General features: G+C 47.9%; 20 protein-coding genes. 8 read left to right on the top strand and 12 right to left on the bottom strand.

Translation table 11 applies throughout. The annotated features are described in order from the left end of the window. Positions 1-204 precede the first annotated feature (204 nt). The 5 genes from WBG78_RS24295 to WBG78_RS24275 form a co-directional block, all read right to left on the bottom strand. The gene (locus WBG78_RS24295; protein WP_337329109.1) at positions 205-531 is read right to left on the bottom strand and encodes a nucleotide pyrophosphohydrolase; all 327 of its coding nucleotides are present in this window, start codon (positions 529-531) and stop codon (positions 205-207) included. After that, a complete protein-coding gene (locus tag WBG78_RS24290) occupies positions 528-974 on the bottom strand; it encodes an acyl-CoA thioesterase (protein WP_337329108.1) in 447 nt (148 codons plus the stop codon). The genes WBG78_RS24295 and WBG78_RS24290 overlap by 4 nt, the downstream gene beginning before the upstream one ends. Before the next feature lie 22 nt (positions 975-996). Continuing rightward, on the bottom strand, positions 997-2,739 hold the full coding sequence (locus WBG78_RS24285; RefSeq protein WP_337329107.1) for a tetratricopeptide repeat protein: 1,743 nt from the start codon (positions 2,737-2,739) through the stop codon (positions 997-999). Between the two features lie 101 nt (positions 2,740-2,840). Beyond that, positions 2,841-3,431: a hypothetical protein gene (locus WBG78_RS24280; RefSeq protein WP_337329106.1), complete on the bottom strand. Its 591-nt coding sequence runs from the start codon at positions 3,429-3,431 to the stop codon at positions 2,841-2,843. A gap of 139 nt (positions 3,432-3,570) precedes the next feature. Next, a complete protein-coding gene (locus WBG78_RS24275; RefSeq protein WP_337329105.1) occupies positions 3,571-4,470 on the bottom strand; it encodes a DNA-3-methyladenine glycosylase family protein in 900 nt (299 codons plus the stop codon). 192 nt (positions 4,471-4,662) lie between these two features. Here WBG78_RS24275 and WBG78_RS24270 point away from each other — a divergent pair, with 192 nt between their 5' ends. Continuing rightward, positions 4,663-5,718: a DUF4407 domain-containing protein gene (locus WBG78_RS24270; RefSeq protein ID WP_337329104.1), complete on the top strand. Its 1,056-nt coding sequence runs from the start codon at positions 4,663-4,665 to the stop codon at positions 5,716-5,718. A 128-nt stretch (positions 5,719-5,846) separates the two neighbouring features. On the opposite strand, the gene WBG78_RS24265 is transcribed toward WBG78_RS24270, so the two are convergent. Then, complete coding sequence (locus WBG78_RS24265; protein ID WP_337329103.1) at positions 5,847-7,181, bottom strand: DUF418 domain-containing protein; 1,335 nt, start codon at positions 7,179-7,181, stop codon at positions 5,847-5,849. A 189-nt stretch (positions 7,182-7,370) separates the two neighbouring features. On the opposite strand from WBG78_RS24265, the gene WBG78_RS24260 reads away from it, so the two are divergent. From WBG78_RS24260 to WBG78_RS24235, 6 genes are all read left to right on the top strand, one after another. Beyond that, a complete protein-coding gene (locus WBG78_RS24260; protein ID WP_337329102.1) occupies positions 7,371-8,234 on the top strand; it encodes a bifunctional transcriptional activator/DNA repair enzyme AdaA in 864 nt (287 codons plus the stop codon). Between the two features lie 66 nt (positions 8,235-8,300). Beyond that, positions 8,301-9,617 (top strand): cytochrome ubiquinol oxidase subunit I, encoded by a 1,317-nt coding sequence (locus tag WBG78_RS24255; RefSeq protein WP_337329101.1) that lies wholly within the window; start codon positions 8,301-8,303, stop codon positions 9,615-9,617. Then, entirely contained in the window at positions 9,614-10,627 is a 1,014-nt protein-coding gene (locus WBG78_RS24250) for a cytochrome d ubiquinol oxidase subunit II (RefSeq protein ID WP_337329100.1), read from the top strand. The genes WBG78_RS24255 and WBG78_RS24250 overlap by 4 nt, the downstream gene beginning before the upstream one ends. A gap of 179 nt (positions 10,628-10,806) precedes the next feature. After that, the gene (locus WBG78_RS24245; protein ID WP_337329099.1) at positions 10,807-13,290 is read left to right on the top strand and encodes an ABC transporter permease; all 2,484 of its coding nucleotides are present in this window, start codon (positions 10,807-10,809) and stop codon (positions 13,288-13,290) included. Positions 13,291-13,548: 258 nt separating this feature from the next. After that, on the top strand, positions 13,549-13,878 hold the full coding sequence (locus WBG78_RS24240) for a hypothetical protein (protein WP_337329098.1): 330 nt from the start codon (positions 13,549-13,551) through the stop codon (positions 13,876-13,878). A 151-nt stretch (positions 13,879-14,029) separates the two neighbouring features. Next, the gene (locus WBG78_RS24235; RefSeq protein ID WP_337329097.1) at positions 14,030-14,845 is read left to right on the top strand and encodes a 3-keto-disaccharide hydrolase; all 816 of its coding nucleotides are present in this window, start codon (positions 14,030-14,032) and stop codon (positions 14,843-14,845) included. Positions 14,846-15,276: 431 nt separating this feature from the next. On the opposite strand, the gene WBG78_RS24230 is transcribed toward WBG78_RS24235, so the two are convergent. The 3 genes from WBG78_RS24230 to WBG78_RS24220 form a co-directional block, all read right to left on the bottom strand. Beyond that, entirely contained in the window at positions 15,277-16,359 is a 1,083-nt protein-coding gene (locus WBG78_RS24230) for a 3-keto-disaccharide hydrolase (protein WP_337329096.1), read from the bottom strand. A gap of 141 nt (positions 16,360-16,500) precedes the next feature. Next, entirely contained in the window at positions 16,501-18,672 is a 2,172-nt protein-coding gene (locus WBG78_RS24225; RefSeq protein WP_337329095.1) for a S9 family peptidase, read from the bottom strand. A gap of 66 nt (positions 18,673-18,738) precedes the next feature. Further along, positions 18,739-19,251: a GNAT family N-acetyltransferase gene (locus WBG78_RS24220; RefSeq protein WP_337329094.1), complete on the bottom strand. Its 513-nt coding sequence runs from the start codon at positions 19,249-19,251 to the stop codon at positions 18,739-18,741. A gap of 141 nt (positions 19,252-19,392) precedes the next feature. On the opposite strand from WBG78_RS24220, the gene WBG78_RS24215 reads away from it, so the two are divergent. Continuing rightward, on the top strand, positions 19,393-21,171 hold the full coding sequence (locus WBG78_RS24215) for an ABC transporter ATP-binding protein (RefSeq protein ID WP_337329093.1): 1,779 nt from the start codon (positions 19,393-19,395) through the stop codon (positions 21,169-21,171). Between the two features lie 89 nt (positions 21,172-21,260). On the opposite strand, the gene WBG78_RS24210 is transcribed toward WBG78_RS24215, so the two are convergent. From WBG78_RS24210 to WBG78_RS24200, 3 genes are all read right to left on the bottom strand, one after another. Then, on the bottom strand, positions 21,261-23,663 hold the full coding sequence (locus WBG78_RS24210; protein WP_337329092.1) for an ABC transporter permease: 2,403 nt from the start codon (positions 23,661-23,663) through the stop codon (positions 21,261-21,263). Positions 23,664-23,970: 307 nt separating this feature from the next. Next, complete coding sequence (locus WBG78_RS24205; RefSeq protein WP_337329091.1) at positions 23,971-26,031, bottom strand: M56 family metallopeptidase; 2,061 nt, start codon at positions 26,029-26,031, stop codon at positions 23,971-23,973. Continuing rightward, positions 26,015-26,407, bottom strand: coding sequence for a BlaI/MecI/CopY family transcriptional regulator (locus tag WBG78_RS24200; RefSeq protein ID WP_337329090.1), 393 nt, complete (start codon positions 26,405-26,407; stop codon positions 26,015-26,017). The genes WBG78_RS24205 and WBG78_RS24200 overlap by 17 nt, the downstream gene beginning before the upstream one ends. Between the last annotated feature and the right edge of the window lie 331 nt (positions 26,408-26,738).

Here is a 26,738-nt window from a genome sequence, read left to right as displayed (position 1 = left end):
CAGTTGTACAACTATATCTGGGGGACGGGAAATCATAGAGTTACCGGGCACTTCAGGAGGGACTCTGGGAAAGTCTGGGGGAGACTGGTAAAAGGCTGGGCGAGACTGGGAGACGACTGGGGCTACACTGGGGCTACACTGGGACTATGCTGGGGTAGCACAGGGCTATGCTGAGACTATTTCGGGCACGACACCCCCTTCTCACTATTGCAACTTCGGATTTTGATGATGTCTATCCTTGTCCCGATCCGTTTTCTTCTTCATATTCTTTTCCAGCGCCTCTGTTAGGTCCACGCCAGTCTGATTGGCCAGACAAATCAGTACCCAGAGAACATCGGCCATTTCTTCACCGAGGTCCTTATTTTTATCGCTTTCCTTTTCCGATTGCTCTCCATAACGACGCGCCATGATGCGCGCGACCTCACCAACCTCCTCCATAAGAATGGTCGTGTTCGTTAGCTCGTTGAAATATCTGACTCCATGCGTCCTGATCCACGAATCGACTAAGTCCTGTGCTTCCTTTATAGTCATGACTTCTTTTCGAGCTTGAGGTTTCGTAATAATGATTCAGGTATGGATGCCACTTTCCGACGGGAATAATCGAAGCAAACTATCCCCGTCTTGGCAATTGCCGCTTCTTTACCTGTGGTCCGATTTGTTACCCTGTAGTACATATCAAACCCCGACCTGCTCCACTCCCCTATGCCGATCTCTATGTACAACACATCACCGAGAAAACACTCAGACTTATACTGTACCGCTGCATCGGCGATGACCTGCCCTACCGGCCCCTCGAAGCTTCGTTCATCACCATAACCAAAAGTTCGATACATCGATACGCGCGCATCCTGAATAAGAGTGAGCATGCGATCATGACCAACATGTGCTCCATAGTTCAAATCAGAGGAGCGCACGTCTATTTCAGTCGCATATATAAATGTTTCAGGTAGCGTTATCTGGACGCGTGCACTCATTCAAAATCCTTTCAAGATAAAGTTAGTGATTTACCAGCTTGGAGATGTGCAGCAACGAAACACTGAACACATCGATCGGCCTGATGGGTCGCTTGTCGACCTCGCGGAGCGTGTCTATAAACGACAGTTTGTATCGGACGTCGTCCAAAGCAAGCAACGCACCGAATGCACCCGAAGCATAAACTGATCCGGACGGCGTGAAGTGATGTATGTCGCTCAGTTGCTCAAGTACGGCGATCGGTTCTTCGGCTCCTCCTTCTTCCAGCAATGGATAATAATCGATACCTGTTATGCGGTGAAGAGGGAATGGCCCAACATGAAGTGTTACACGAGGAGCCGGATGTATGGGTGATGCGCTGGTCAGGATGTGCGTGGTGAACTCCATCGCTCCCAGCAATTGCCTGAAGCCCGCGACCATCTCTGATCCCTTTCTCCAGGTGACTGCCGGTGGAAGAGATGCGTTGGTAAGATGATTGAGTACAGCTTCACCTGTTGGATCGTCTGCGGAAAGATCAAAAGATACAAAATAGAGCACGGGTCTGTCGGTACGATTGACCTGGGTGGTGTTCGAAACTGGTTCTTCTGTTATCGCGGCAATGGGCACATAAACATCTGGATTGATGTTGATGTGACGTTGCTGATTCGGCCAGAGCCCAATGGTGTCGCGCGTACCTCCCGACTTTCGCTGCTGATCGCGCTCAGACATGACACTGATCAGATAAGGCTCTGCGTGTGTTGCCAGGCTTCGCAAATGAGACAGTCCAAAGAGAATTGACGTCTGTAGTCCGAAGAGATCGGCGTGACCTGCGTGTGGTTCCTCCGTTAGATAGGTGACCGGGTATTTGTTTACCAGGCGGAGAAAGCGCTCCGTCCATTGTTCACCTGCAAAGGAAACGCTTGCCGCAAGAAAATCACTTTGACTGAATGGAAGAAACAGGTTCACTTCGCCTCCCAGTTCTTCCAGCGCTTCGGCAAATAGAATATCGCCTCCGTTGGCAAGCGAACAATACCCAATGCGGGCGTTGACTGTATTGAGAGCGCTGGTTATTGCTTGTTTGATCTGGCCTTCAATGTTCGCCGGAAATCTGGGATTCACGCGGTCAGGGTGATCGATCATATGTCCAACAAACGACACTACAACGGGAGGGCTGAATGCTGTCAGCGCCTCGCGTGGAACTGGCAGGTAATGTTTCAGTAGCCACAGTTGATTGTATACCGAGTTGATTTTGCCCCAGTCTGACCCTGCGAGATGTCGCGCCTTGCGGTACGCCTCCTCCGACTTGGAACGTTCCTTCAGCAAGAGCAATGCTTCGGCGCGCGTGACTGCTTCCCAAAAGTCCTGATCCGGGTCCTTCAGCAAGTCTAAGACTTCCTGTGCGAGTTCCTTCCCCCTCCTTGACTGGCCCGCCAGGGTGGACATGGTCGCGGCGTTAATACCCGTATAGAAGTTCTTAGTCCTGACGAAGCTGCGATCGTAAGTGTCGCGTGCAAGTACTGCAAAAGCCGAGTTCTGCTGGTTTCGAAACAGCTCCTTATAGATGCCACCAAGGATCCCATTTGTTTCGGGATCGTCTGGATGGTCTTTGGCAACGCGTTCAAGAAACTCACGTGCGGCCTCCGGCTGCCCTGATTTGGAAAGTGAGAAGGCATACAATTGCTTTGCCCGCAACGAATCCGATTTCGTCAACAGCTCTTCCGCCCGTTTGCGCGCCTGTGCATAGTGGCCCAGGCTAATCAGTTTTTCAAGGTCCTTCGTTTCCATCATTGTGCCTAAAGTCAGTCCGTTGAGCGAGTACGTTAAATGTCCAAGATCCGTTTATAGTTCTTATGAATCAATGGTTCCGGGATACATTTCTGGAATCTATCCTACCGATAGAGCCGATGCGGCCGGTGAGGCCACAGTCGCCTGACAGGTATTCCGTTGCTTTCAATTTCAAGGGCAAAATCGGCCGTCCCACCTTGTTTAACCTCACTTTCAGTCTCCATCATCGCAAGAGCCAGTATCCGTTGCGTCTCATTGTTACTAAACTGGAGTGCGTGCCTAAGCATTTCACGGTTGCAGGCTACGTACGGATCCTCTCCTTCTTTGGAATCAACGATACTTATGGAAACAGCCTGGTCCATTGAACTCGCAAAGCGATGGAGCCATTCGTTCTCATTTTCGTCATGGTGGTTCTTAGCGTATTGGACAGACCGGTCGACAAATTCATCGGGCGGATGAGAGAGGAAAATGTGTAACGGGATTCCAGCCTCGACGATCGCCTCCGCAAACAGGATATCGCCACCCGCTGCCAGGCTGGAAACGGCGATTTGCGATATGTCTGGCGATTGAAATGCCCTGACCTCCTGTGCAATCATTCGCCTTACTTCGCTGATCAGCCTGTACGGAAACCGTGCTGAAATCCGATCAATGGAGTCAAGCAGATGGCCCGTAAAGAGCAAGACGGTAGGGTGCATAGTTGTTAAAAATAGGAAGGAGAATTGAATTAAGAATTAAGAGTTAAGAATTAAGAATTGGCAGTCACGACCTACGGTCGTGGTTGACGGTCACGATCGTAGGTCGTGGCGGCTAATTCTTAACTCTTAATTCTTAATTCTAAGGCAGGCTCTTCCAGAGATATAGCGTCGCATACGCCTCCCAGCCTTTATACTTTTTGAACAGTTTCCTCACTTCTTCAACCGTCGGTTTTCTTTTGCTTTTTTTGAGCAGCCTGATGGAGTTGTGGATGCCCACGTCCTCAGCGGGAAAGGCGTCCTTGTACCGGAAGGTCTTCATGAGCGCATAGTTTGCGGTCCAGTTGCCTACCCCTTTGATTTGCATCAGAGTGTCCCGGGCCGCCTCCAACGGCATAGAGGACAGAGCCTCCTGAGTAATTACCTTTTCGGCAAAAGCCTTTCCGATCTCCACAGTATACTTGCTCTTTTGGCGGGAGAACTGGAGTGGAAGAAGTTCTGCATCCGTTAGTTGGGCGACAACCTCCGGGCCCGGAAATGCATAGTAGTGCTGCCCTTCGAATTCGTAACTCGTTCCGAATTGCTCCACAAACCGTTGTTTCAGGGTATAGGCAAATGCCAGATTGATTTGCTGGCCGAGTACGGCCCAAACCAAGGATTCAAACAGGTCGGGCTGTCCAACAATCCGATAGCCGTGAAACTTTGTGACGAGTTCGCCAAGAAGTTTGTCGGCAGATACCTTCTCGTAAAAGGGCTTAAGGTCTGTATCCAGGTCAAACCATTCACGGACGTACTTTTCAAGTTGAGCTCTTTCCTCGGTATTGATAGTTGTGTTGAGCGCGCGGATCGTGATCCCCCGTTGTGCGGGAGATAAATCCTTTGACTCACAGAGCTCAATGAGGACGGGCCTGTCTTTAAGGTGAAGCAGCTTGCGTACCCGGTCGTTTTCAAACCGATGAAGCAACTCGCGGGGTGAACGCTTCAGAAAGCTGGCACAAAGATCAAAGCTAAATTCCAATGGAGCGGCAACAACAAATTCCATGAGCTAGTTATATCAGTTGAAGCTGTTTCAGTCGTTGATGAGTAATCAATTGTGAACATAAACGCTGTTCACAATTGTACAGTTCATTATAAAAGTATCCAATTCCGGATGGTTGTCGCCAGACTTCATTTTGGCACGTCCATTGGGAAAGATCAACAGCAATAATAAATCATTAAGTCGCGTTATTCGCTCATGGAAAAATTGAAGCGGTTTTTTTGGCTCTGCTCGGGCGTTCACATCCCCTTGCTCACGAAGTGTGAGGTAGACTCGAGTCGTTACGTCGGCATCGGTGCAACGATCTTTTTTACCGGCTTGTTCGCTGCAATTGCAGCGTCGTACGCGCTGTACACCGTTTTCGACAGTGTATGGATTGCTATGGCTTTCGGATCCGTTTGGGGTCTGATGATTTTTAATCTCGACCGATACATTGTGTCGAGCATGCGTAAGGAAGGAAACACGGGCCGCGAGTTTCGAATGGCATTGCCCCGAATCGCCCTTGCCGTACTCATCTCATTGGTTATAGCCAAACCGCTTGAACTGAAAATCTTCGAAAAGGAAATCAAAGGCGAGCTGGTAATCATGGAACAGCAAACCTATACCGCTCAGGAGAATGAAATCCGGGGCCGATTTGCAAATGACCGTGAGACGCTCACTCAGGAAATCGCTTCTTTGAAAACGGAGATCGCTTCCAAAGCCGAAAAGCGCGATGCCATGGTGAAGGCGGCACAGGATGAAGCCGATGGCACCGGTGGAACCAAGCAGCGCAATGCTGGTCCCATTTATAAGATCAAGAAGGCAAATGCCGACCAGGCAGAACTTGAATTGCAGGCTCTCCTTACCAAGAACGATCAATTGATCCACGATAAGACCAGACGAATAGTTGCCCTCGATTCAACACTCCGTGCCGAAATCGTTGCTCTTGGAAAACAAAAGCTTGATGGACCTGCTGCACGTATGGAGGCACTTGATCGTTTAACAAAGCAAAGCGATGCCATCTGGTGGGCGAACTGGTTTATGGTTCTCCTTTTCATTGCTGTTGAAACCGCGCCTGTGTTTGTGAAGCTCATTTCAGGGCAGGGTCCTTACGATCAGCTGCTGAAGGTTGAAGAGCATACGTTTGAAGCAAATAGAATCGAAGCGTTAGCGCGAATAAATGCCGAGATGAAAGACCGCGCAGCGAATCTGCCAAAGACAGAGTCTGGTTATGTTACTTCGAGACTCGATGTAAGGCTGAACGAAAGCGCATAACGATATTACCTAAGCAGTAACTTTTGCAGATATAAGAATGAATCCCTTCGATCACTGCGTATAACGCGCAGGTTGGTCGAAGGGATTCTTCATTTATTAACTACCAGGATCTTCCAATTCAACTGCATCTAACCAAGAGCAACCGCCGCTTGCCGGCGCCGGAACGGTTGCGCCCTCCAATAAGTAAGACTACGCCATACCCACTCACATGGCCCGTATAAGAAGAAACGCATCCAGACGTTGCAGAATATGATTTGAAACACCCATACGGCTATCACGAACAGATAAAGCTGATAACGTTCCAGGTGTCCGTACATACCAAATCCATACCCGTTAAAATAGATGCCGCAGATGAGCGATTGCGATAGATAATTAGTGAGTGCCATCTGGCCCACCGGCTTGAACATTGCAAAGAGCCATTTGAAAATTCCCGATCTGAACATCAACATGATCAATCCAAGTAAACCGATCGACCTGAACGCGCGGTCGATCTGATAGGGATCAATGAACAAGGTTTTGGCTAATTGAATGAAGTCAAAGTTGATTGCCTTCCAGAACATTATCCGCCCATACGCCATCCCAAGCCCAACACCCAGACCAACAATCGTGAACCAAACATATACGCGGATCGGTGCCTCTCCTGTAAGAATTCCAAGTTTGAAGAACGCCATGCCCATCAGCATGAAAAGGAAAACGTCCCAGGCCTGCAGATACAGATACTCGATCAGACCTTCCATATATTCTTCCGAGCGAACCTTGTAGGCATCTGCATATGAGCCACGCATTTTCTTGTTGGCCTCATCCACCTTTTTTAGTTTTTCCTTAGGATCCGAACGTTTTTTCATAGCCTCGAAATCCTCCAGCTGAGTTTTCTGTTCTTCAGTTAATTTAACTTTAGTCGTGTCGATAGCTGCGATCTCTTCGCCCTTGAGAATTACATCCTTCGCGCGTCTGATATCAACTGTATTTCTTGTCACGTTAAACACCAGGCATACAGCGGCGGCAATCAATAATGTTCGGGGAGTGAGGTTCCGGAAAACAAACATGATCATTCCGTAACAAGCGTAATCGAATAGAATGTCCCCACTCCACAACAGAACATAAACATCAAACATCGAGATCACCATGAGCCAGATCTGGCGACGAAAGAAGTAATCGGCGGGTGCGAGTCCTTCGACACGTGTCGACTGTCGTCCCAGAAAAAGAAGAATGCCGGCGCCAAACAGGATTGAAAACAATGCGCGTTGCGTGCCAGCCATCCCACCTTCGACGAACCAAAAGACCCATTCATTAATGGTACCCAGCTCATCGCGAAGACGGAGATCAGCCGACAGCCATGAAGCCATGCCAAAGTACGGAATGTTCATCAGGAGAATGCCCAGGATGGCCATACCTCTGATACTATCGAGAAGTGTGATGCGCTCCGACTGAGCGACGGGTGCAGCATAGGTCAACGTTGTCATGCAGAGAGGGGTTCGTGATTGACACCCATGCCTGGGCCGCAAGGAGTATCGAAATGAAATTAAGCAAAACGCTGATGCGTGCGACAGATTGATAACCAACTTTTTCCGGGGAGATGGAAAGTGAGCAAGAACTGGGTTGAACCCGCGCCTCTCCAGAGCGACCTTTGACTCAACAAAATTCATAGTTTTATGCTTGTGACTGCAAAAGAACCCGATATCAACTACGTACGAATCGAACGCGCCATCCAGTATCTGGAGGAACACTTTCGTCGTCAGCCTTCACTGGATGAAGTAGCCGAACACGTTCACCTGTCGCCGTTTCATTTTCAGCGAATGTTCAGCTCGTGGGCCGGAGTAACTCCCAAACGGTTTCTGCAATTTCTCACGATCGATTTCCTTAAAGACAAACTTGCATCATCGAAGAGTATCCTGGAGGCTACTGAACTGGCAGGGCTATCGAGCCAGTCGCGTGTTTATGATTTGTTCACTACGCTGGAAGGAGTGACGCCACAGGAGTACCGGATGCGTGGCCAGGGTATCCAGGTTTCATACGGAATTCACGCGACTCCTTTTGGAATGGCTTTACTGGGAACAACGGAGCGTGGCATCTGCTGGATATCATTTATCACATCGGATGAAGATCCCAAACATTCGATTGAACAGATGAAAGGGCACTGGCACAATGCACTGTTCCGGGAAGACACATTCATCACAGCATCATTGATTGATCGGATCTTCTATGGCTCACAAAAGGAAGCGGGACCATTGCATTTGTTTGTTAAGGGAACGACGTTTCAATTGAAAGTGTGGGAAGCATTGCTGCGCATTCCTATGGGATCTGTTACCACGTATCAGGGTGTCGCTGAAGCTATCGGACAACCCCGTGCAGTACAGGCCGTTGGAAGCGCTGTTGGGGCGAATCAACTTGCTTACCTCATACCCTGTCACAGGGTTATACGCAAGGATGGCGTTCTTGCGGAATATCGCTGGTCACCGGCACGGAAGAAGGGAATTCTGGGTTGGGAGTTTGGGAAGATTGAGGGGGAAAACTAAAAAACTACTCAGGACTAAGGACTCAGGACTCAAGACTTCTTACCTTCGTGCCATAGCCCACGAGTTATGGAAGATATTCTTGCGGCGCGATTGCAAATGGCTCTTTCGCTGGGCTTTCATATCGTATTCGCCTGCATCGGCATGGTGATGCCTTTCTTCATGGCGGCGAGTCACCTTCTCTGGATAAAAACCGGCAATGATATTTACAAGAATCTCACAAAAGCCTGGAGCAAAGGAGTAGCCATATTCTTTGCAACCGGTGCTGTATCCGGTACCGTGTTATCGTTTGAGCTTGGCCTTCTCTGGCCAACATTTATGAAACATGCGGGACCGATATTCGGAATGGCTTTTTCCCTCGAGGGAACTGCCTTCTTCATTGAAGCAATTGCATTGGGTTTCTTTCTCTATGGATGGAACATTTTCAACAGATGGTTTCACTGGTTTACGGGTGTTGTAGTCGGACTCAGTGGATTAGCGAGTGGGATACTGGTGGTTTCTGCCAATGCATGGATGAATAGTCCAGCCGGTTTTGATTTCGTTAACGGAGAGTATATCAATATTGATCCTATTGCCGCGATGTTCAACGATGCATGGGTTTCACAATCCATCCATATGACGATAGCAGCGTTTGCAGCTACCGGATTTGCCGTCGCGGGTGTCCATGCAGCAATGATCTATCAGCAAAAGAATGTTCGCTTCCATATGAAGGCGTTCAAAATCGCAGGAGTGTTTGCTGCCATCGCTTCCCTGCTGCAGCCTTTGAGTGGTGATCACTCCGCGAAAGACGTAGCCGTAAGACAACCTGCAAAACTCGCGGCGATGGAGGCACACTTCCACACTGAACGTGGAGCTGACCTGATCGTTGGAGGCATTCCAAATGTCCGGGAGAAGACTGTTGATCATGCCATAAAACTACCAGGCATGCTCAGTTGGCTAGCGTTTGGAGATACAGAGGCTGAAGTAAAAGGCCTCAATGATATACCTGAGAATTACCATCCGCCAGTAGCTGTCGTCCACTACGCATTCCAGGTAATGGTTGGAATAGGTGGCATGCTGGCGTTGATATCGCTACTGTTCTTTGTGGCGCTCAAAAAATCGCAGTGGCTGACTCAGAAATGGTTTCTCATCCTCTTTACACTAGCCACGCCGTTAGGATTCATTGCTGTTGAGGCGGGCTGGACGGTCACAGAAGTCGGAAGACAACCCTGGATCATTTATGGTGTCATGAAAACAGCCGATGCTGTAACACCCATGCCAGGTATTGCATGGTCGTTCTACCTCTTTACGACGGTGTATTTGTCGCTGTCGTTTGTCGTTGTATACCTTTTACACCGGCAGATCAAAGTGGTTCCAATCATCTACGATAAAACCGTTGCCCCATGAGTACGATTGTGACTGCCTATCTGTGTCTTTCGGTGTTACTATACTTTCTGCTCGGCGGCGCCGACTTTGGTGCGGGTATTATCGAAATGTTTACGTCCAAAAAGAATGTGACGCGAACACGCAAAACGCTGTATCAGGCAATCGGTCCTATATGGGAAGCCAATCATATGTGGCTCATCATTGCCATAGTAATTCTGTTTGTTGGGTTTCCGTCTATATATAGCCTGCTGTCAATACATCTGCACATTCCATTACTTGTGTTGCTGATGGGAATCATTGCCCGCGGAACGGCATTCGTATTCCGGCATTACGATGCTATCAAGGATGGCATGCAGGATGTTTACAATAAGATCTTTGTAGTCTCGAGTGTAGTCACGCCGTTGTTCCTGGGGATTCTTGCCGGAAGCACGCTTGCTGGTCACATCGATCCGAATGCTAGTAACTTCTTCGATGCTTACATCTATCCATGGTTTAACCTTTTCTCCATATCCATAGGACTATTCACCGTTGCATTGTGTGGATTCCTCGCGGCTGTTTATTTGATTGGAGAAGCGGATAACGAACACGATCGGAAACGTTTTGTGACAAAGGCAAAAATTTCCAACCTGTTGGCCGTCGGGTTCGGACTACTCGTTTTCGCCTCGGCTCATATTGAAAAGGTTCCTCTTACCGAATGGTTGTTTCGAAATCCCGTTGGCCTCACTGCAGTGATGGCTGCGTCGGCATCCCTGGTTGTACTCTGGCAGTGGATCAACAAAAAGCGTCCGGCTATTCTCAGAGTGCTCGTTGCGTTTCAGGTAACGATGATCCTGTTAGCCATCACCTTCGCACATTTTCCGAATGTTATCCTACTGGCGGACGGGACCGCAATCTCGCTTAGCGAATCGGGGGCGCCGGAAAAGACGATGCAGTCACTAGGATGGGCGCTGATTATTGGCAGTGTGTTTATACTTCCCGCATTGTACTACCTGTTCTATTCATTTCAGAAGAGCGAGGACTACGCGCATTAACGCGCCATTCAAGAACAGTCCGGTCTCCGTTCCTGTTTTCCCTACGCGTAACCATTGACCTTAAGCCATTCGTCAAGAATATTTAACTGGTCAGAAAGGGTCGATTAATATCCAGCTATGTGGGTGATAACACAAGAGCCGTAGTTCCTCGTAATTAGAATTACCCAACTCCTCATGCCATGATCCGGAATTATGTCCTCATTGCGCTACGCAATTTTCAGCGCCAGAAGATGTTTGCGTTACTGAACATGTTTGGCCTCGCACTCGGACTTGCCAGTGCGATACTCATCTTTCTATACATCAGCGATGAGCTGCAGTACGACACCATGCATCCGCACGCAAAGAATACGTACCGGATCGGAACAATATTTACGGATCCACAGGGACAGACGAACACGAACACCTTTGCTCCTGGTTATCTGCTTCGTGCATTGCGCGACACACGTCCTGAAGTTCTGGACATCGCGCGTGTGGATTATATCGGATATCCGACGACGGTTCATCATAAGAAAGCAGATAAGATCATTTTGACTGAAGAGATCAAGTGGGCAGAACCAGGATTTGATCGCATCATCGCATTCGAGCTTTTGAAAGGAAATCGCGACAAGATGTTTGAAAACCACAAGTCAATAATACTCAGTGAAAGCGGTGCACAGAGAATCTTTGGTTCAGCAGATCCGCTGGGCGAAATACTCACGATCAAACACAACTTCGCTACCAATGGCCAGGAGATCGACGTGATGGTTACCGGTGTGTACAAAGACTTCCCATCGAATTCACATTTTAAGGCAAAGTACCTCATCAATATCAATGCGTTCAGGGGTGTCGTTGAAGACTTCGATCATTACCTGGAAGGCGCGAATTTCAGGAATGTATCATTTTTTGAATCCTATGTTGTATTGAAACCTGGTGCAGACATTAAACCTCTCGAAGAAGATTTGAAAAAGTATGCTGCAGCAATGGTTGAAAACGATTCGGCAGTTCGCGCACAGGGCTTCAAGATGTCGGCATTTATGACGCCGATGAGTGAACTGCATTTCGATCCTGAAAACCTATGGGAGAATGACAGCACGCGCGGTGACAAAACATACCTCGCCATATTCAGCTCGGTAGCATTTCTCATTCTGCTGATCGCCTGCATTAACTACATGAACCTGGCAACGGCAAGATCAGCACGGCGGGCACGAGAAGTCGGTCTACGCAAGTCGCTCGGAAGCCAACGCTCTCAGATCGCGCGGCAGTTTTTCTATGAATCGTTTCTGATGACTGCCGGCTCGCTCGTGATGGCATTAATTCTCGTCATCATTTTTTTGCAACCATTCAATGATCTTGCCCACAAGAGTTTCACATTTGGTTCTTTACTGGATCCACTAATGATTGCTATTGTCGCGGGAGTATTGATAGCGATGGCGCTGATTAGTGGAAGTTATCCTGCAATCTATCTGTCGGGCTTCCGTCCTGCAGAAGTACTGAAGGGGCAGGTAGTTCGTGGTATTGGTGCCGAACTCTTCCGAAAAAGCCTGGTTACGATTCAGTATGCGGTATCACTGGTGCTCATCATCTCGACGTTTGTTGTGATTCGCCAGATGAGCTTCATGCAAACCAGCAAACTCAATCAGGCTGGAAGTCAGTTGTTATCCATCCGGTATGGAGGCACGGCACCGCAGGGAAAATTTGAAGCATTCCGTCAGGCAGTTTTGCAGAACAAAGACATCGAGCTCGTAACGATGGGAAATCACCTGCCGAGACTTGACTATTTTGGATTCATTGGCGCGCAGGTAAAGTTTCCCGAATTCGAAGACAAGGACCTCAACTGGAAACAACTGAATGTTGACTATTATTTTCCGAAGACATACAGTCTTGAATTCATCGCAGGTCGTGATTTTGAAATCGGCAACCCTGCGGATACATCATCGGTAATATTGAACGAGGCGGCAGTGAAAGCATTGAATCAACCTGTCGAAAAGATTATTGGCTCGACCGTGAGTGAGCGCTATTTCAATCCGGCATTGCGAGCACCTGATTACCGATCGATGAAAGTGATCGGCATTGTGAAAGACTTTCCGTATGAGTCGATGCATCGCGCGATTGATCCGCTTATGCTGAATCCTCATATACATTTCGTCGATCGCATCGCATATGTGAAACTCCCTGCGGGGAATTTCCAAAAAAACATCGCTGCCATCGAAAAGAACTGGAAGGAAATATTTCCGGGTGTTGGGTTTGATTACTGGTTCGTCAGCGATGAGTTTAACCGAATGTATCTGTCGGAGAATCGTGTTGCATCTCTGGCAAAAGCCTTCGCAGTACTTGCTATACTGATAACGGTACTTGGTGTTTTTGGACTTGCATCTTACACTGCGGAACAGAAAACAAAAGAAGTGGGCATTCGTAAAGTTTTAGGTGCCAACGTCGGACAAGTCGTATCAATGTTCGTCTGGTTGTTTTTGAAGATCTTTATTATCGCCAGTGTGATAGCGCTTCCACTTGCATATTTCCTCGCCGACAACTGGCTCGAGGGATTTGTGTATCGATCTGAAATCAGCATGCAGATGTTTATGATCAGTCTCCTCGGCCTGTTGCTTGTTACTTTGATCACAGTGAGCTATGAGACGTGGAAGGCAGCCAGGGTAAACCCTGTACATTCATTGAGGAGTGAATAAAGTGGATGTTTCAGCTTTCGCAGGGTCTGACAGACCCCGATAGCTCATACTGACGAGGAAATCAAAATCATTGAGGGTAATAATATACCATCGTCGGGTGCTATTGCCACCTATTTTATCATTCATATGGTCGTAGTGCATGCTTTGATTCACGCGCCGACTACATCTGCATAGTTCCACTCATTGAAAAGGTCAGAAATCAAGGAACGTTCATGCTCAGCAATCGTTTACTTGAGCAACTATTTTACTTTTTAAGCCATGAAAAAATCATTGATCGTAGCATTGTTTGCATTGTTTGTATTCGGAGGAACAGCCTTTGCTCAGAAGTCATCATTTGACAAGAGTAAGAAGGTGACTGAAAGTGAAGTACCGGTGGCCGTTGTGAAGGCATTTCAGCAAGAGCACAGTGATTTGAAGGACCAGGGATACTGGAAGCTTTTCTACACTGAGAAGACAGAAAATGGAAGAACTACTTTCACTCCTCAGCGCTACACATACAACGCTAAGAAAGACGGAGAGAAGGTAGTCCTAACTTATTCGGTGGATGGAGTGCTTGAAAGCACAACAAATGCCGCTGGTAAGAGATAAGATCTGCATCCTTTCAAATTGAGATTGTAAAAGAAAAGCCGTCCCCTGGGGCGGCTTTCTTCTTTCAAGTGGATTGGTTCTTTATCCGAATACAATCAAAAATATCGTAATTTGATTTTTCAGACAATCCCCTGAAGTCAGGGGTTCTACTATGAATCGTATCATTCTTTTATCAATTATCGCGTTTGTCGCATTAGGGTGTACTAAAAAGTCAACGGAGGATAGTACATCGAATCTTTCAAAAGCTGATTCCACCGCCGATGGTTGGATCCAGTTGTTCAATGGCAAAGACATTAACGATTGGACAGTTAAGATCCATCATCATGATACAGGTGTAAATTTTGGAAACACGTTCCGTGTTGAAGACGGCATAATCAAAGTGCGCTACGATCAATACGGCGACTTCAATGATCAGTTTGCACACTTGTACTATAACACGCCGTACAGCCGCTTTCATTTGAAGCTCGAATATCACTTCACAGGTGAATTACAGCCTGGTGCTCCCGAGTATACGCTGTTGAACAGTGGCGTGATGTATCATTCACAGGACCCGCGCACGATGTTGAAAGAACAGGATTGGCCGATCTCAGTAGAGATGCAATTCTTAGCAGGTCTTGGAGATGGAAAGCCGCGTCCGACCGGTAACATGTGCTCGCCCGGAACTGATATTGTGTATGAAGACAAACTGTATGACGGACATTGTTTGAATTCTACTTCGCCCACGCTGGATAAGAATGAGTGGGTAAAGGCTGAGCTGATTGTATATGGTGATTCATTGATCATGCACGTCATCAATGGAGATACGGTGCTGCAGTATTCGAAGCCTACGATGGGTGGAGGAGTTGCCAACCGTTATGATACATCACTGTGGCGCCCGGGAAAGCCGTTGGCGTCAGGATACATTGCATTGCAGAGTGAAGGCCAGCCGGTGGACTTTCGCAATGTGCAGTTAAAGGTTCTGGAATGAGCATCAGCTGACTAAACGTCACTTTTTCAATGCAACTCAGCTTCGCAACGATGTTTCGGCCATGCTTTTTTCAAAGTGTAGGTTTCATTGACCTTCGGTCAAGGGTTTATTAAGGTTCGGTCAAGGATATTTCAGAGCTAAAATATGTCATTCTGGCATAGGAACGAGGGTTTTAAGCTTAAATTACCAATTCCAGAAGACTGACTTATATCTGATCTATGTCGTGCGTTGCGTGTCGTGAGCACGGGTATTTCTGATTAAACGTTCCTTCGACACGCTCCATAAGATCATTCATCTGCTAATGATCAATGATCCCTAACGGGATCCAAATGCAGTTGCTAACGGGATCGGAATCTGCTTGCCCAAAAAGAAAAAGACCCCTAAAAAGGGGTCTAAAAAATTATCAATTGTCAATTGTCAATTATCAATTCTCAAAGCTCTCTCAGCCAAATGTTCCTGAAGCTGATTGCCTTGCTTGGGTCGCCATGGTCCTGCAACGAGATAGGTGCCTTGCCATGGGGAGCGAAATATTTTGGATGGCCAATGTATGCAGTGTGGCCGCGGATGGCGAAGTTGTTTTGAACCAATACGCCGTTGTGATAAACTGTAACCCGCGCAGGTGAGAACAGCTGGCCGTCTTCGTTCCAGCGGGGAGCGGTGTATGTGATATCATAAACATTCCACTCGCCTGGTTTACGCATCGCATTCGCCAGAGGAGGATTTTGTTTGTAGATACTACCTGCTTGTCCATTTACATAGGTAGCATTGTTAAAGTTGTCCAAAACCTGAACTTCGTACCAGTATCCATCGATCTTCAGATCGTCGCTCATGTCCTGGAGGAATATTCCACTGTTGCCGCGAGCCTGGCTTTCGCCCTGAATATCTTCTGGAATTTTCCATTCGATGTGGAGCTGATAGTCACCGAACTTCTGCTTTGTTGTGATATCGCCAGTACCTTTCACAACAGTGAATGCGCCGTTATCAATTTTCCATTTTGCCTCGCTACCGTCACGGCTCTTCCATTTGGAAAGATCTTTGCCATCGAAGAGAACGACTGCATCCGACGGAGGCGGCACCATTCCGGGATAAGGACCGGGCGTTACGATTTTTGGTACGGGTTCCCAATATTCAGTCATGCCGGGACGCATGCGCGGAGTAATGCGGATCGCTTGTCCTTCGGGCACGCGTGACAAAGTACCTTTGGTTTCTTTGCCCTGAATAACCGCGCCGAGCTCAAGGTTCTCGCCATTAAGTGTGCCGGTAAAAGGCATAGTCACACCGTTGGTAGAGTACGTAAATGTGATGGTGTTTCCACTAACCTTACCGTTGCTGATCGGCCCATCGCCATCCGGAGTGTATATTGTTCCGGTTAGTTTTTTGCTTTCTACTTTGAGGTTTAAGGCCAGCTCGCTATTGCCGAGCTTACCAAGCCAGCGTCCGCTTACATCGGCAGCAGTAGTCATCGTAGCTGCCAGCAGCATCAGGGCTGTGGAAAAAAGAAATTCGATTTTCATCTTCTATTAACTGTTATTTTATTTGATAGTCTTGTGCGCAGATGCATCACTCAACTGATTACAGCCGTCCAAGTTACGGGTTATTGAATATAAGTCAAGCCAAATAGGAGCCAGTACACTGGCCTCTTTGCAGGCGGCCGATTAGTTCTTTATCCCCGCAAGATCAAGTATGAAGGCGTATTCCTGAGCGGTTTCACGATGCACCTTAAAGCGACCGGTGGCGCCGCCATGTCCCGTCTCCATGTTTGTCCGCAACAACAAAGTATTGTTATCGGTTTTCAGCTCCCGAAGTTTTGCAACCCACTTGGCTGGTTCCCAGTACTGGACCTGCGAGTCATGGAGCCCGGTGGTGACCATCATGTTCGGGTAGGCCTGCGCCTTAACCTGATCGTAGGGCGAATACTCCAGCATGTACATGTATGATTCCATGTTCTTCGGATCACCCCACTCATCGAACTCACCGGTGGTAAGAGGAATATCCTCATCGAGCATGGTTGTAACCACATCGACGAACGGAACGTCGGCGATGATGCCTTTGAACAGATCGGGGCGCATGTTAACGACGGCGCCCATAAGAAGGCCGCCTGCGCTTCCACCGCTTGCGAACAGTTTCTCCGGTTTTGTAAAGCCAGCTTCAATGAGATATTCGGCGCAATCGATGAAATCGGTAAACGTGTTCTTCTTCTTGAACATCTTGCCGTCGTCGTACCATTGACGACCCATCTCCTGACCACCGCGGATGTGGGCAATTGCGTAGATGAAGCCACGATCGAGCAGGCTCAACCGAACCGATGAGAAGGTTGGGCTCATGCTCGCACCGTAAGAGCCGTAGCCATACAGCATGGTATTGTTATCTCCATTCTTTACCATGCCTTTCTTATAAACTATTGACATAGGGACTTTGGTACCATCCTTCGCAGTTGCCCACAGCCTCTCTGTTTGATACTCAGATGAATTATATCCACCGACAACTTCCTGCTGTTTGAGCAACGTGCGCTTCCGCGTCTGCATGTCGTAGTCATAGGTCGAGTTTGGAGTGGTCATTGAAGTGTAACCATACCGAAGGATTTTGGAATCCATATCCATATTTACCGAACCATAGACGGTGTAAGCCTGCTCTCCAAAATCAAGATAGTGGCGTTCGTCGGAATTGAGATTGATGACCTGCATCATTGTATTGGCATTGGCGCGCTCACTGAGCACGAGATAGTCATTGAACACTTCGACGCCCTGCAGCAAAGTATCTTTCCGATGAGGAATCTTTTCCTTCCAGTGCTCCCGCGATGTTTGGTTATCGGGAGTTTCCATCAGTCTGAAGTTCACAGCATCGAGATTCGTTACCACATAAAACACTGAGCCCCGATGATCGATATTATATTCAATGCCTTTCTCCCGCGGACTGAATTCGCGGAAGGTTCCCATTGGCTCGTCGGCTTCGAGAATTTGATAATGATTGGTAAGCGTACTGCCCGCCCAGATCACGAGAAACTTCTTTGACTTGGTTTTGTAAATACCTGTGTAGAATGTTTCGTCCTTCTCCTCTGATACAATCTTATCTGTAGATGGATCGGTACCTACCACATGGCGCATGATCCATCGTGAGCGCAGGGTCACGGAGTCCTTTCGTGAATAGAAAAAAGTCTTGTTGTCGTTGGCCCAGGTAATATCGCCCTCGGTATTCAGGATCGGTTCACCAATCAGCCTGCCCGTTGTAAGGTCCTTGACATAGATCGTGTAGCGACGACGGGCAACTGTGTCTTCGGAGTATGCAATGAGCTTGTTATTCTCGCTCACTGAGAAGCCTCCCTCGTCATAGAACTCGTGCCCTTCTGCGAGCTCGTTTATGTTCAGAATGATTTCTTCGGCCGCATCCATCGAGCCCTTCTTTCGACAGTAGATTGGATACTCCTGCCCTTCCTGAAATCTTGTATAGTACCAAAAACCGTTATCACGATAGGGAACTGATTCATCAGTTTGTTTGATTCTGCCAATAATCTCCTGGTATAACTTCTCCTGCAGGCCCTCAGTGTGTTTCATTTTTGTTTCGAGGTACCGGTTCTCCCGGGTGAGGTAGTCCACTACTTTACGCGTCTGTTCATCAACGGTGTCTTCCTTTTGCTCCTCCGACAGCTTCATCCAGTAGTAGTTGTCGACACGCGTGTTTCCGTTTGCAGTAATCTCGTGCGGAATTCTTTCCGCTTTTGGAGCGAGGGCCTCTTCTGACATCTTCATTTCGTTTTTGCGGGGGTTGCAGCTGACCGACGACAGGGCGATGAGCGCTGCAATGATAAGGCGGATATTCCGAATATTCATAGTCAACAATCTCAGGTAAATAGGTTATCTGGAGGTAAATGGGGTTTTGAACAATTGATATGGTTGCTACGAAGACTGATCGTCCAGATTGCGATACATAATGTAAGTATTTGTTAAGCCATTCGTAGTGTGCTTAAAAGCATTGGGTATTTCGGCCATGATCTCGAACCCGAGGCTTTGCCAAAGTGCAACGGCCCGGGTATTGCTCTTTACAACGAAATTGAACTGCATGGCCATGTAGCCGAGTTGTTTTGCGGCCTTCAGTGAATGCATTCCCATCGCCCGTCCTACGCCGTTCTTTCTGAACCTTGAAGAGGTCATAAAAGCACCGTTGGCAATATGAGAGCCTAAGCCAGGTTGATTGTTTCGAATCACATAAGTGCCCGCGATTTTATCATCAATCATGGCAACAAATGGATGCGCGCCATTGGCAAACCAATAGCCCAGCATATCAGACTTTGATGTATCTGGCGCGAACGCATATGTGTCACCGCTTGATATGACTTCGTGTATGATTTCCCAAATGGATTGCGAGTCGGCCTCCGTGGCCTCTCTGATGAACAATGTTGACGTTGTCATGATCAGTAATATCTAAAATCGCAAAGAAGAGACCATTGCCCCACGCCAAAAATTTTGTTACCTGATTTCAGGGAGAATTTATGTTATCACTTCGAACCTTACGCGAATCAACGTCGTTACCTTTGTCCCGACCAACACGACATGGCCAATCCCTATATTTCATTAATGCGTACCGCCTGGCACTATGCCAGACATGAGAAGAAGCAGTATGTGCTTACGTATTCTCTTTTTATTCTCGCCAGCGGAACGTTCGCCATGTTCCCTTTACTTTATGGATGGTTCATCAATCACATTCAAAAAGACGGTTTTGAGCACATGCACTATGCCTGGATTTATGGAGGGGCTTATCTCGGTCTCAAATTAACGGAGTGGACATTCCATGGACCAGCACGCGTGCTCGAGAGGAAGCTCGCCTTCAACCTGAGCCGGAACTTTCTGCAGGAGTTGTATCATCAGACATTGCACCTGCCTGTGCGCTGGCATCAGGACCATCACAGTGGTGCTACCATCAACCGCATCCGAAAAGCCTATGAAGCATTGAAAGAATTCTTTCAAAATGGCTTCCTGTACATGTACGCCATTTCTAAGTTCTCGTTCTCTTTTGTTGCCATGATTGTTTTCTCTCCATTGTTTGGCGCTATCGGTGTGGCTATGGGCGTGCTGACAGTGCTGATCATCTTCCGATTCGACAAACCATTTATCAAGGCACTTGACGAAACGAATGAAAGGGAACACGTAGTATCGAGTACGCTGTTCGACAGTCTGTCGAACATTATCACTGTGATCACCCTTCGTCTGGAGAAACGCATGGAAAACAGCCTGTTGAAAAAGGTGATGGAAGTCTTTCCCTCTTTTATGCGCACGGTGAAGATCAACGAATGGAAGTGGTTTGTAGCGGACATGATGGTTGCCAGCATATACGTGATCACTCTAGTTGGTTATGTGTATCAGCATTGGGTACCTGGCGAGGTGTTCCTTGTGGGGAACCTTGTTGCCCTGCTTGGATTTGTTAACCAGTTCACGAGTGTATTTCACGATGTGGCATGGCAGTATACACAGATCGTTCAATACAACACAGATGTGCAGACGGCCCGCTCGATTTTCGAGGCATACCGTGAGAAGCATCTTCCGGATGAAGTCCGCCCGTTGCCGGAAGGCTGGAAAGACATTGCTATTTCGGGACTTAACTTTTCGCATAAGGAATTGTATTCGACGACTGAAGTGGCCCATAGCCTCCACGATATTTCCATAGACTTAACGAAGGGCAGGCGCATTGCGTTGATCGGCTCCAGTGGCAGTGGAAAGAGTACATTAATGGCCCTTATGCGCGGACTTTACGAACCTCAGCCGGGAGTTCGCATTTCAGTCGATAAAGACAACAACTTTACCATGGGAAGTCTTGCCAGCTCGATAACGTTGTTTCCCCAGGAGCCTGAGATCTTTGAAAACACAATAGAGAACAACATAACGCTTGGGCTTCCCTTTGAATCGTCGCAGATCATGGAGGTCTGTGAAACAGCCAGGTTCGATGATGTCGTTGCCCAGCTTCCTAAAGGACTTCAGTCGAACATACAGGAGAAGGGTGTTAATCTTTCCGGAGGACAGAAGCAACGTCTTGCTCTCGCCCGCGGCATCCTGGCGGCAAAGTCGAGCGATATTATTCTGCTTGACGAACCGACAAGCAGTGTAGATCCGAAAACTGAAGTTGAGATTTACGAGAAACTTTTTAAGGAATGCGAGGGCAAGGTTGTTGTGTCAAGCCTTCACCGGTTGTACCTGCTCAAGTACTTCGATTATGTCTATGTTCTCAGAAACGGGCGCGTGATTGACGAAGGAACGTTTGAGGCGCTTCGGATTCAAAGTCCTGCGTTTCAGGAGTTGTGGCGCCACCAGGAAAGGGAGCAAAAAATTAAGAATTAAGAATAGCCGCCAGCCTAGGGGCTGATTGCTCGCCACGACCGTAGGTCGTGATAGCTAATTCTTAACTCTTAATTCTTAATTCTTAATTTCTATTCTGCTCTCAGCACTTTCACCGGATTTGTCCGTGCCGCATTGATGGATTGATATCCTATTGTGATGAATGCTATAGCGGCGATGGCGGCCATAGCAATCAGGAATGTGAGGGGGCCGATATCGATGCGGTAGGCGAAGCTATCGAGCCAGCGGTCGAAGAAGTAATAGGCCAAGGGACTGGCTATGACAAATGCGACCACAATCAGTATGATGAACTCTTTGTACAGCAATAGAACCAGACCGGTTTCCGAGGCACCCAGAACCTTCCTTACGCCGATTTCCTTTAGTCGTTGCTCGGCACTGAACGAAGCCAGCGCAAATAATCCGAGGCAGGCAACAAAGATTGCCAATGCGCAGAAATAGGTAAACACGTCTGCCAGCCGCTCCTCGGTCTCATAAGTTTTATCGAGAGCATCATTCAGCAGTGTATGAGCAAATGGCACCTCAGGGAACATTGCTGTCCAGGCATCTGTGATGTCGGCAATGGATTGTTGATAGCTGCCAGCGTTGGTCTTAACGGCTATGTTTCCCTGCGCGGGCGAGAAGGCAATAACGAGCGGCCCTACTTTTGTTCGCAATGGATCAAAGTTGAAGTCGTTCACCACGCCGATCACTTCGCTGTTCTCATTGCCACCGACGCCAAAAGAGATCTTGCGACCGATGGGCTCGCCCCAATTAAGGCCTTTTGCTGCAGATTCGTTTATCACAAATGCGAGCGTGCTGTCGGAAGGATTCTGAATATTAAAAAAGCGTCCCCGGCTCATTGATATTCCGAACGTCTCGAGGAAGTCGTAGCCCACGTACATAATTGGCAACATCTGTTCATCCTGCATTCCCTCTACTTTCATTGGGAAATAGGGAAGCGCCTCCTGGCCAATGTCGTGAGAGATGGTTGTTACCGACTTGACGGAAGACAATGCGCTCAGCTTGTTTTTGAAGGTTGGGTAGTCACGTCGCATAGTCGACACGCGGCCCACTGGGATCGTCACAATCTGTTCTTTATCAAAGCCCATGCTCTTGTTTCGCATGAATCCGAGTTGCTCAGATATTACCAACGTGCCCATGAGTAAAATCAGTGACACGGCAAACTGACCTACCACGAGAACTTTGCGCAGGTTTACCTTTGAACCCACCGACTTATGAAGACCCTTTAACACACGTACAGGCTGAAATGCCGCCATCACAAATGCAGGGTATAAACCAGCCAGCGTCCCTGTTCCCACCATGATTGCAACGGCTGCTGCAAGCGTCGGAGCATTCAGCAACTCAATCGCGCCCAATTGAACACCGGCAAGGTCGTTAAATACTGGCACGGCGAGCAATACGAGGAGAATGGAGAACACACCGGCTATAAGCGCGACAAGAATTGACTCGCCTAAAAACTGCATCACGAGGTTTTGTTTCTCAGCACCCATTACTTTCCGAACGCCCACCTCCTTGCCGCGGTTGGAATATCTCGCGATGGACAGATTCATGAAATTCACACAAGCGATCAGCAGCACCAGCACTGCGATGGAACCCAATGTATACACGTATCCTATGTTCCCGTTGACTGACATATCGGCGACGGTAAAGTCGGAATACAAATGAATGTCCCGAATGTTTTGAATTGTAAGTCGCGCATTGTTCTCCGTGTATCGCGGTGGATAATACTTCCTGACGAAGGCAGGGAGTTTGGATACCAATGCTGCTGGCGAACTTCCCTCACGCAACACCACATAGCTGTAATACCAAAGTCCGAGGTAGGCATGGTCGACCCGGAATCCGATGAGTTGATTTAGCATCAGTTTCGAATGAGCGAGGAAGTCGAAGTCCAGGTGCGTCTTTCCATGAGGTTTCAGAACCCCTGTAACCTTGAATGCTGTTGTATCCTGAAACTGAATCATTTTACCCATAGGGTTTTCGTCGCCGAAATATTTGCGGGCAGTTTCTTCAGTCAGCACAACGGAGTAGCTATTATCGAATGCGTGTTCCGGTGTTCCATATTTGAATTCAAAATTGAAAACTGAAAAGAAACTGGAATCCGCCAGGTAGAATTTCTCTTCCTCAAAGACCTCATCGCCATAACGGATCTTTGGCAGCACATTGGAAAGATAGAACGCACGATACAGAGTTGTTGCATTGACGACCTCAGGATAATCATCGACCATGTCGAACGCAGCGGGATAATGTGCCGCCGGATAGTGATTGGAAATGCCATTTACATCGACGTGCGTATTGATGCGATAGATCTTTGAAGCATTTGCAAACTCCGTGTCGTAGCCAGTTTCGTGCCTGACATAGATGGCAATCAGGATAAAGCAGGCTATTCCTATTGAGAGACCGGCTACATTGATAAATGTATAGACCTTGTTTTTGATGAGGCTACGAAAGCCAATCTTGAAATAGCTGCGAAACATCGAAGTGGGTTCTGAATTTAGAGGTGTGTTCTGAACTTAAAAGTTAATCATTCCGGTGATAGGGCCGGCAACTGAATTTGTATCGAAGTACAGATAAATCGAAGTTGTTTTATAGGAAAGGTGTAAATGATGTGGTGATTTACAGGTGATACCCTCACAGCTACCGCAGCTCGGGTGAGAGAATATCATGACGGATGAGCATTGGTTGGCTTGACGATGAATCAGAACTGATAGTGAAGATCGGCAGCAAACGAAAGAGGCCGCCGTGTGGCAGCCTCCCTGGATATGATGGGAAATGATAGCGTGATCAGTCGCGGTGAGGATGGTGTAAATCTCCGGCATCCATGATTTCACGATAGCGTTTCGCGTCAGAAGATTTTATCTTCTTGCCATTGATCTCCATTGAGTCGTTGTTGATATTGATGGAGTTGATCTTCTCGTCCTTCTTTAAATATCCGTCCCTGATCGCTTCCTTCTGAACCTTTACCTGAGATTCCTGTAATCGACGTTCCATTTCTTTCAGGGACTGATCGAGGCGCTTCATCTCGTTGTCAAGATCTTTCAATTCGACCATCCGTGCTCTGTCGATCTTGGCCTGCACGCGTGCCAGGTCTGCACCATGTCGGGCTTCGTCAATCTTCAAGCTTTGAAGATGCATATCATCGCCACGACGTGCGAGGTCTATTGCAGCGCGTGACCATTCACGTTCGCGAACGCGAGCCTCCTCCTTACGAAATTCAGCTTCACCCATTCTTCTGAAGGACTCATCGTCAAAACGATCTTCGAATTCCTTCATCATTTGCTTCATGTCAGATTCATGCTCCTTGTAGAAGTCTTCAAATCGTTCTTTGAAAGTCTCTTCGAACTCGTGGCTAAATTCTTCCCATGAGCCATTGTGCATGGAAGGGATCGTGTCAAAGAACGCCATGTTGAATGCAGGAGGAACGGGCATTTCAAATTGCATGGGTACCAATGGCTGAGGGATGTAGGCAACTACTGGACCAGGCCCAATCGGAACAGAGGGAACCATGACAGGACTAGTAAACTGATCCATCTGAACAATTATGGGTTCGATCGGTTCAACCGGCGCGATCGGTGCAATAGGATCCAGGTCCGGCATGTTTGGCATACCAGCGACTGCATCGCGAGGATCGCCGTTTTCGGAGTACCCCTCAACAACGTGAGTGTCTTCCTTGCCATCTTTATCAACAGTGGTGACACTGTAATGATAGTAGGCTCCTGATTTTTGTTTGACAGTAGTATCGCCATTTGAAACGAGAGCGATGCCCGCTTCCTGAATCTTATCTGATTCCAGGATGGCAGCTTTGCGATCCCGTGATTGAATTGTGAGCCATGATGCGCACATGAGGCCGATCACCAGCAAGATAGCGGGCACAAAGCGATCGCGGCTGGAATAGTTGTGTACAGACTTTTCCATAATGCGTTTGATTCGATGTAGTAATTGATTTTTGTCTTCGGCGAGAGATAGTGCCACTCCTGTTCTTGAAAGTCTTACTTCTTCCAGCATAGCGAGAGCGCGGACGTATGCTATTGCATTGCCCTGATTCATCACGACGCCGTCGTCGCAGCAGTGTTCTCTCTCACGGCGGATGTTTGCCGATAATATCCAGGCAAAAGGATTAAAGAAGTAGATAGCCTCGAGAATAGTTTGAATAAGGTTGACCACATAGTCCCTTCTGCGGATGTGCATGAGCTCGTGAACGAAAATGGCCTCCAGCTGATCCGTTGTGAGCCCTGAGAACATACCCACGGGAACCATGATGACTGGTTTGATATAACCCAAAACCATGGGAGTATTGATCAATCCGGATTGTGCAACCTCCACGAAGCGGTCAATGTTCAGCTTGCCGGCCAGTTCATTTACCTGGTCCTGCCACGATGATCCAAGCGGTTGTGCGCTGCGCCGGATAAATCCGATATACCAATAGCCACTGATAATACGAAGCATAAAAGCAACAGCGCCGATAAGCCAAATTGCGGATACCAATCCCATCTGTCGTCCGACCACTTCACTCATTCGTGAAATAATTGCCTGAAGCGAAGACGTCGCAACCGGGGCTATTACGGTTTGGCTATACGCGACTGGAGAAGTTACGAATGCGGTTTTTGAAACTGCAGAAACTTCCGGAGTATACACAACAATGAAGGTGATTGCTGAGCTGATCAGCATCAACGACATCACTGCCACGGAAGCAGCATAGCGGGCTTCTGAGCGTTTCGTTGGAATTGAGCGAAGTATGGCTATGCCTAAGAGATAACAGAGTGCACCCTGCCATAACGAGTTGAGCAATGTCCAGCCCATCGCGTGGGCTGTGGGACCATTTAACATTTCAACGATTGTCTCCATCCTGCACGAGTTTTTCGAGGTAAGCTTTAATCTCGTCCAATTCCTGTTTTGAAGATGTGTTGTTTCCCAGGGCACTCATTACCAACTGCGCTGCCGATCCCTGAAACACGGTGTTGATCATCTTGTCGAGGAGCTGCTGGCGTGTGTTTTCCAGCGAGGGCACAGCACTATATAAGTGGAGCTTGCCGCTTTTCTCCCGCTTCACGAGGCCTTTCTCGTGCATGATTTGCATAAACTTCAGGATGGTTGTATATCCGTTTGCGTCGTCCCCACCCATGGCCTCGTGGATGTCTTTCACGGAGGCGGAGCCCTTTTCCCACACGATTTGAAGGATTTCGAGCTCTTTTTCGGTCGTCTTTATTGGTTTCTCGCTCATACTTACGAATGATTTCGTATTACAATGGTAGTCACTGCAACCGAACGGCGCAAGAATTTATACGAATATTTTCGTATGAAGTTTACCAGGGTCTCAAAATCAGCTCTCATTCGAATCTAAAGACGGTGTGAGGCGTGGCTTAGTTTTAAAATCCAGGGCTGAAGTAGCGTTTTCCGTTTGCGAGTTTCAAGCGGAGGTGCATTGTTCTAAGCGGTTAAGGGCCGCCGCGAATAAAAATGAAGGGTCGGGAGGAAAGGGAGGTCAGGAGTTCGTTTCAGATCTGTAGGCCAGGCGTCCAGAGCCACCTCGAATAAAAGGGCCCTTTAATCCG

It is taken from the genome of Chryseolinea sp. T2, assembly GCF_037203685.1.
Taxonomy (GTDB): domain Bacteria; phylum Bacteroidota; class Bacteroidia; order Cytophagales; family Cyclobacteriaceae; genus Chryseolinea.
This window is presented reverse-complemented; position numbering and strand designations above follow the sequence as displayed.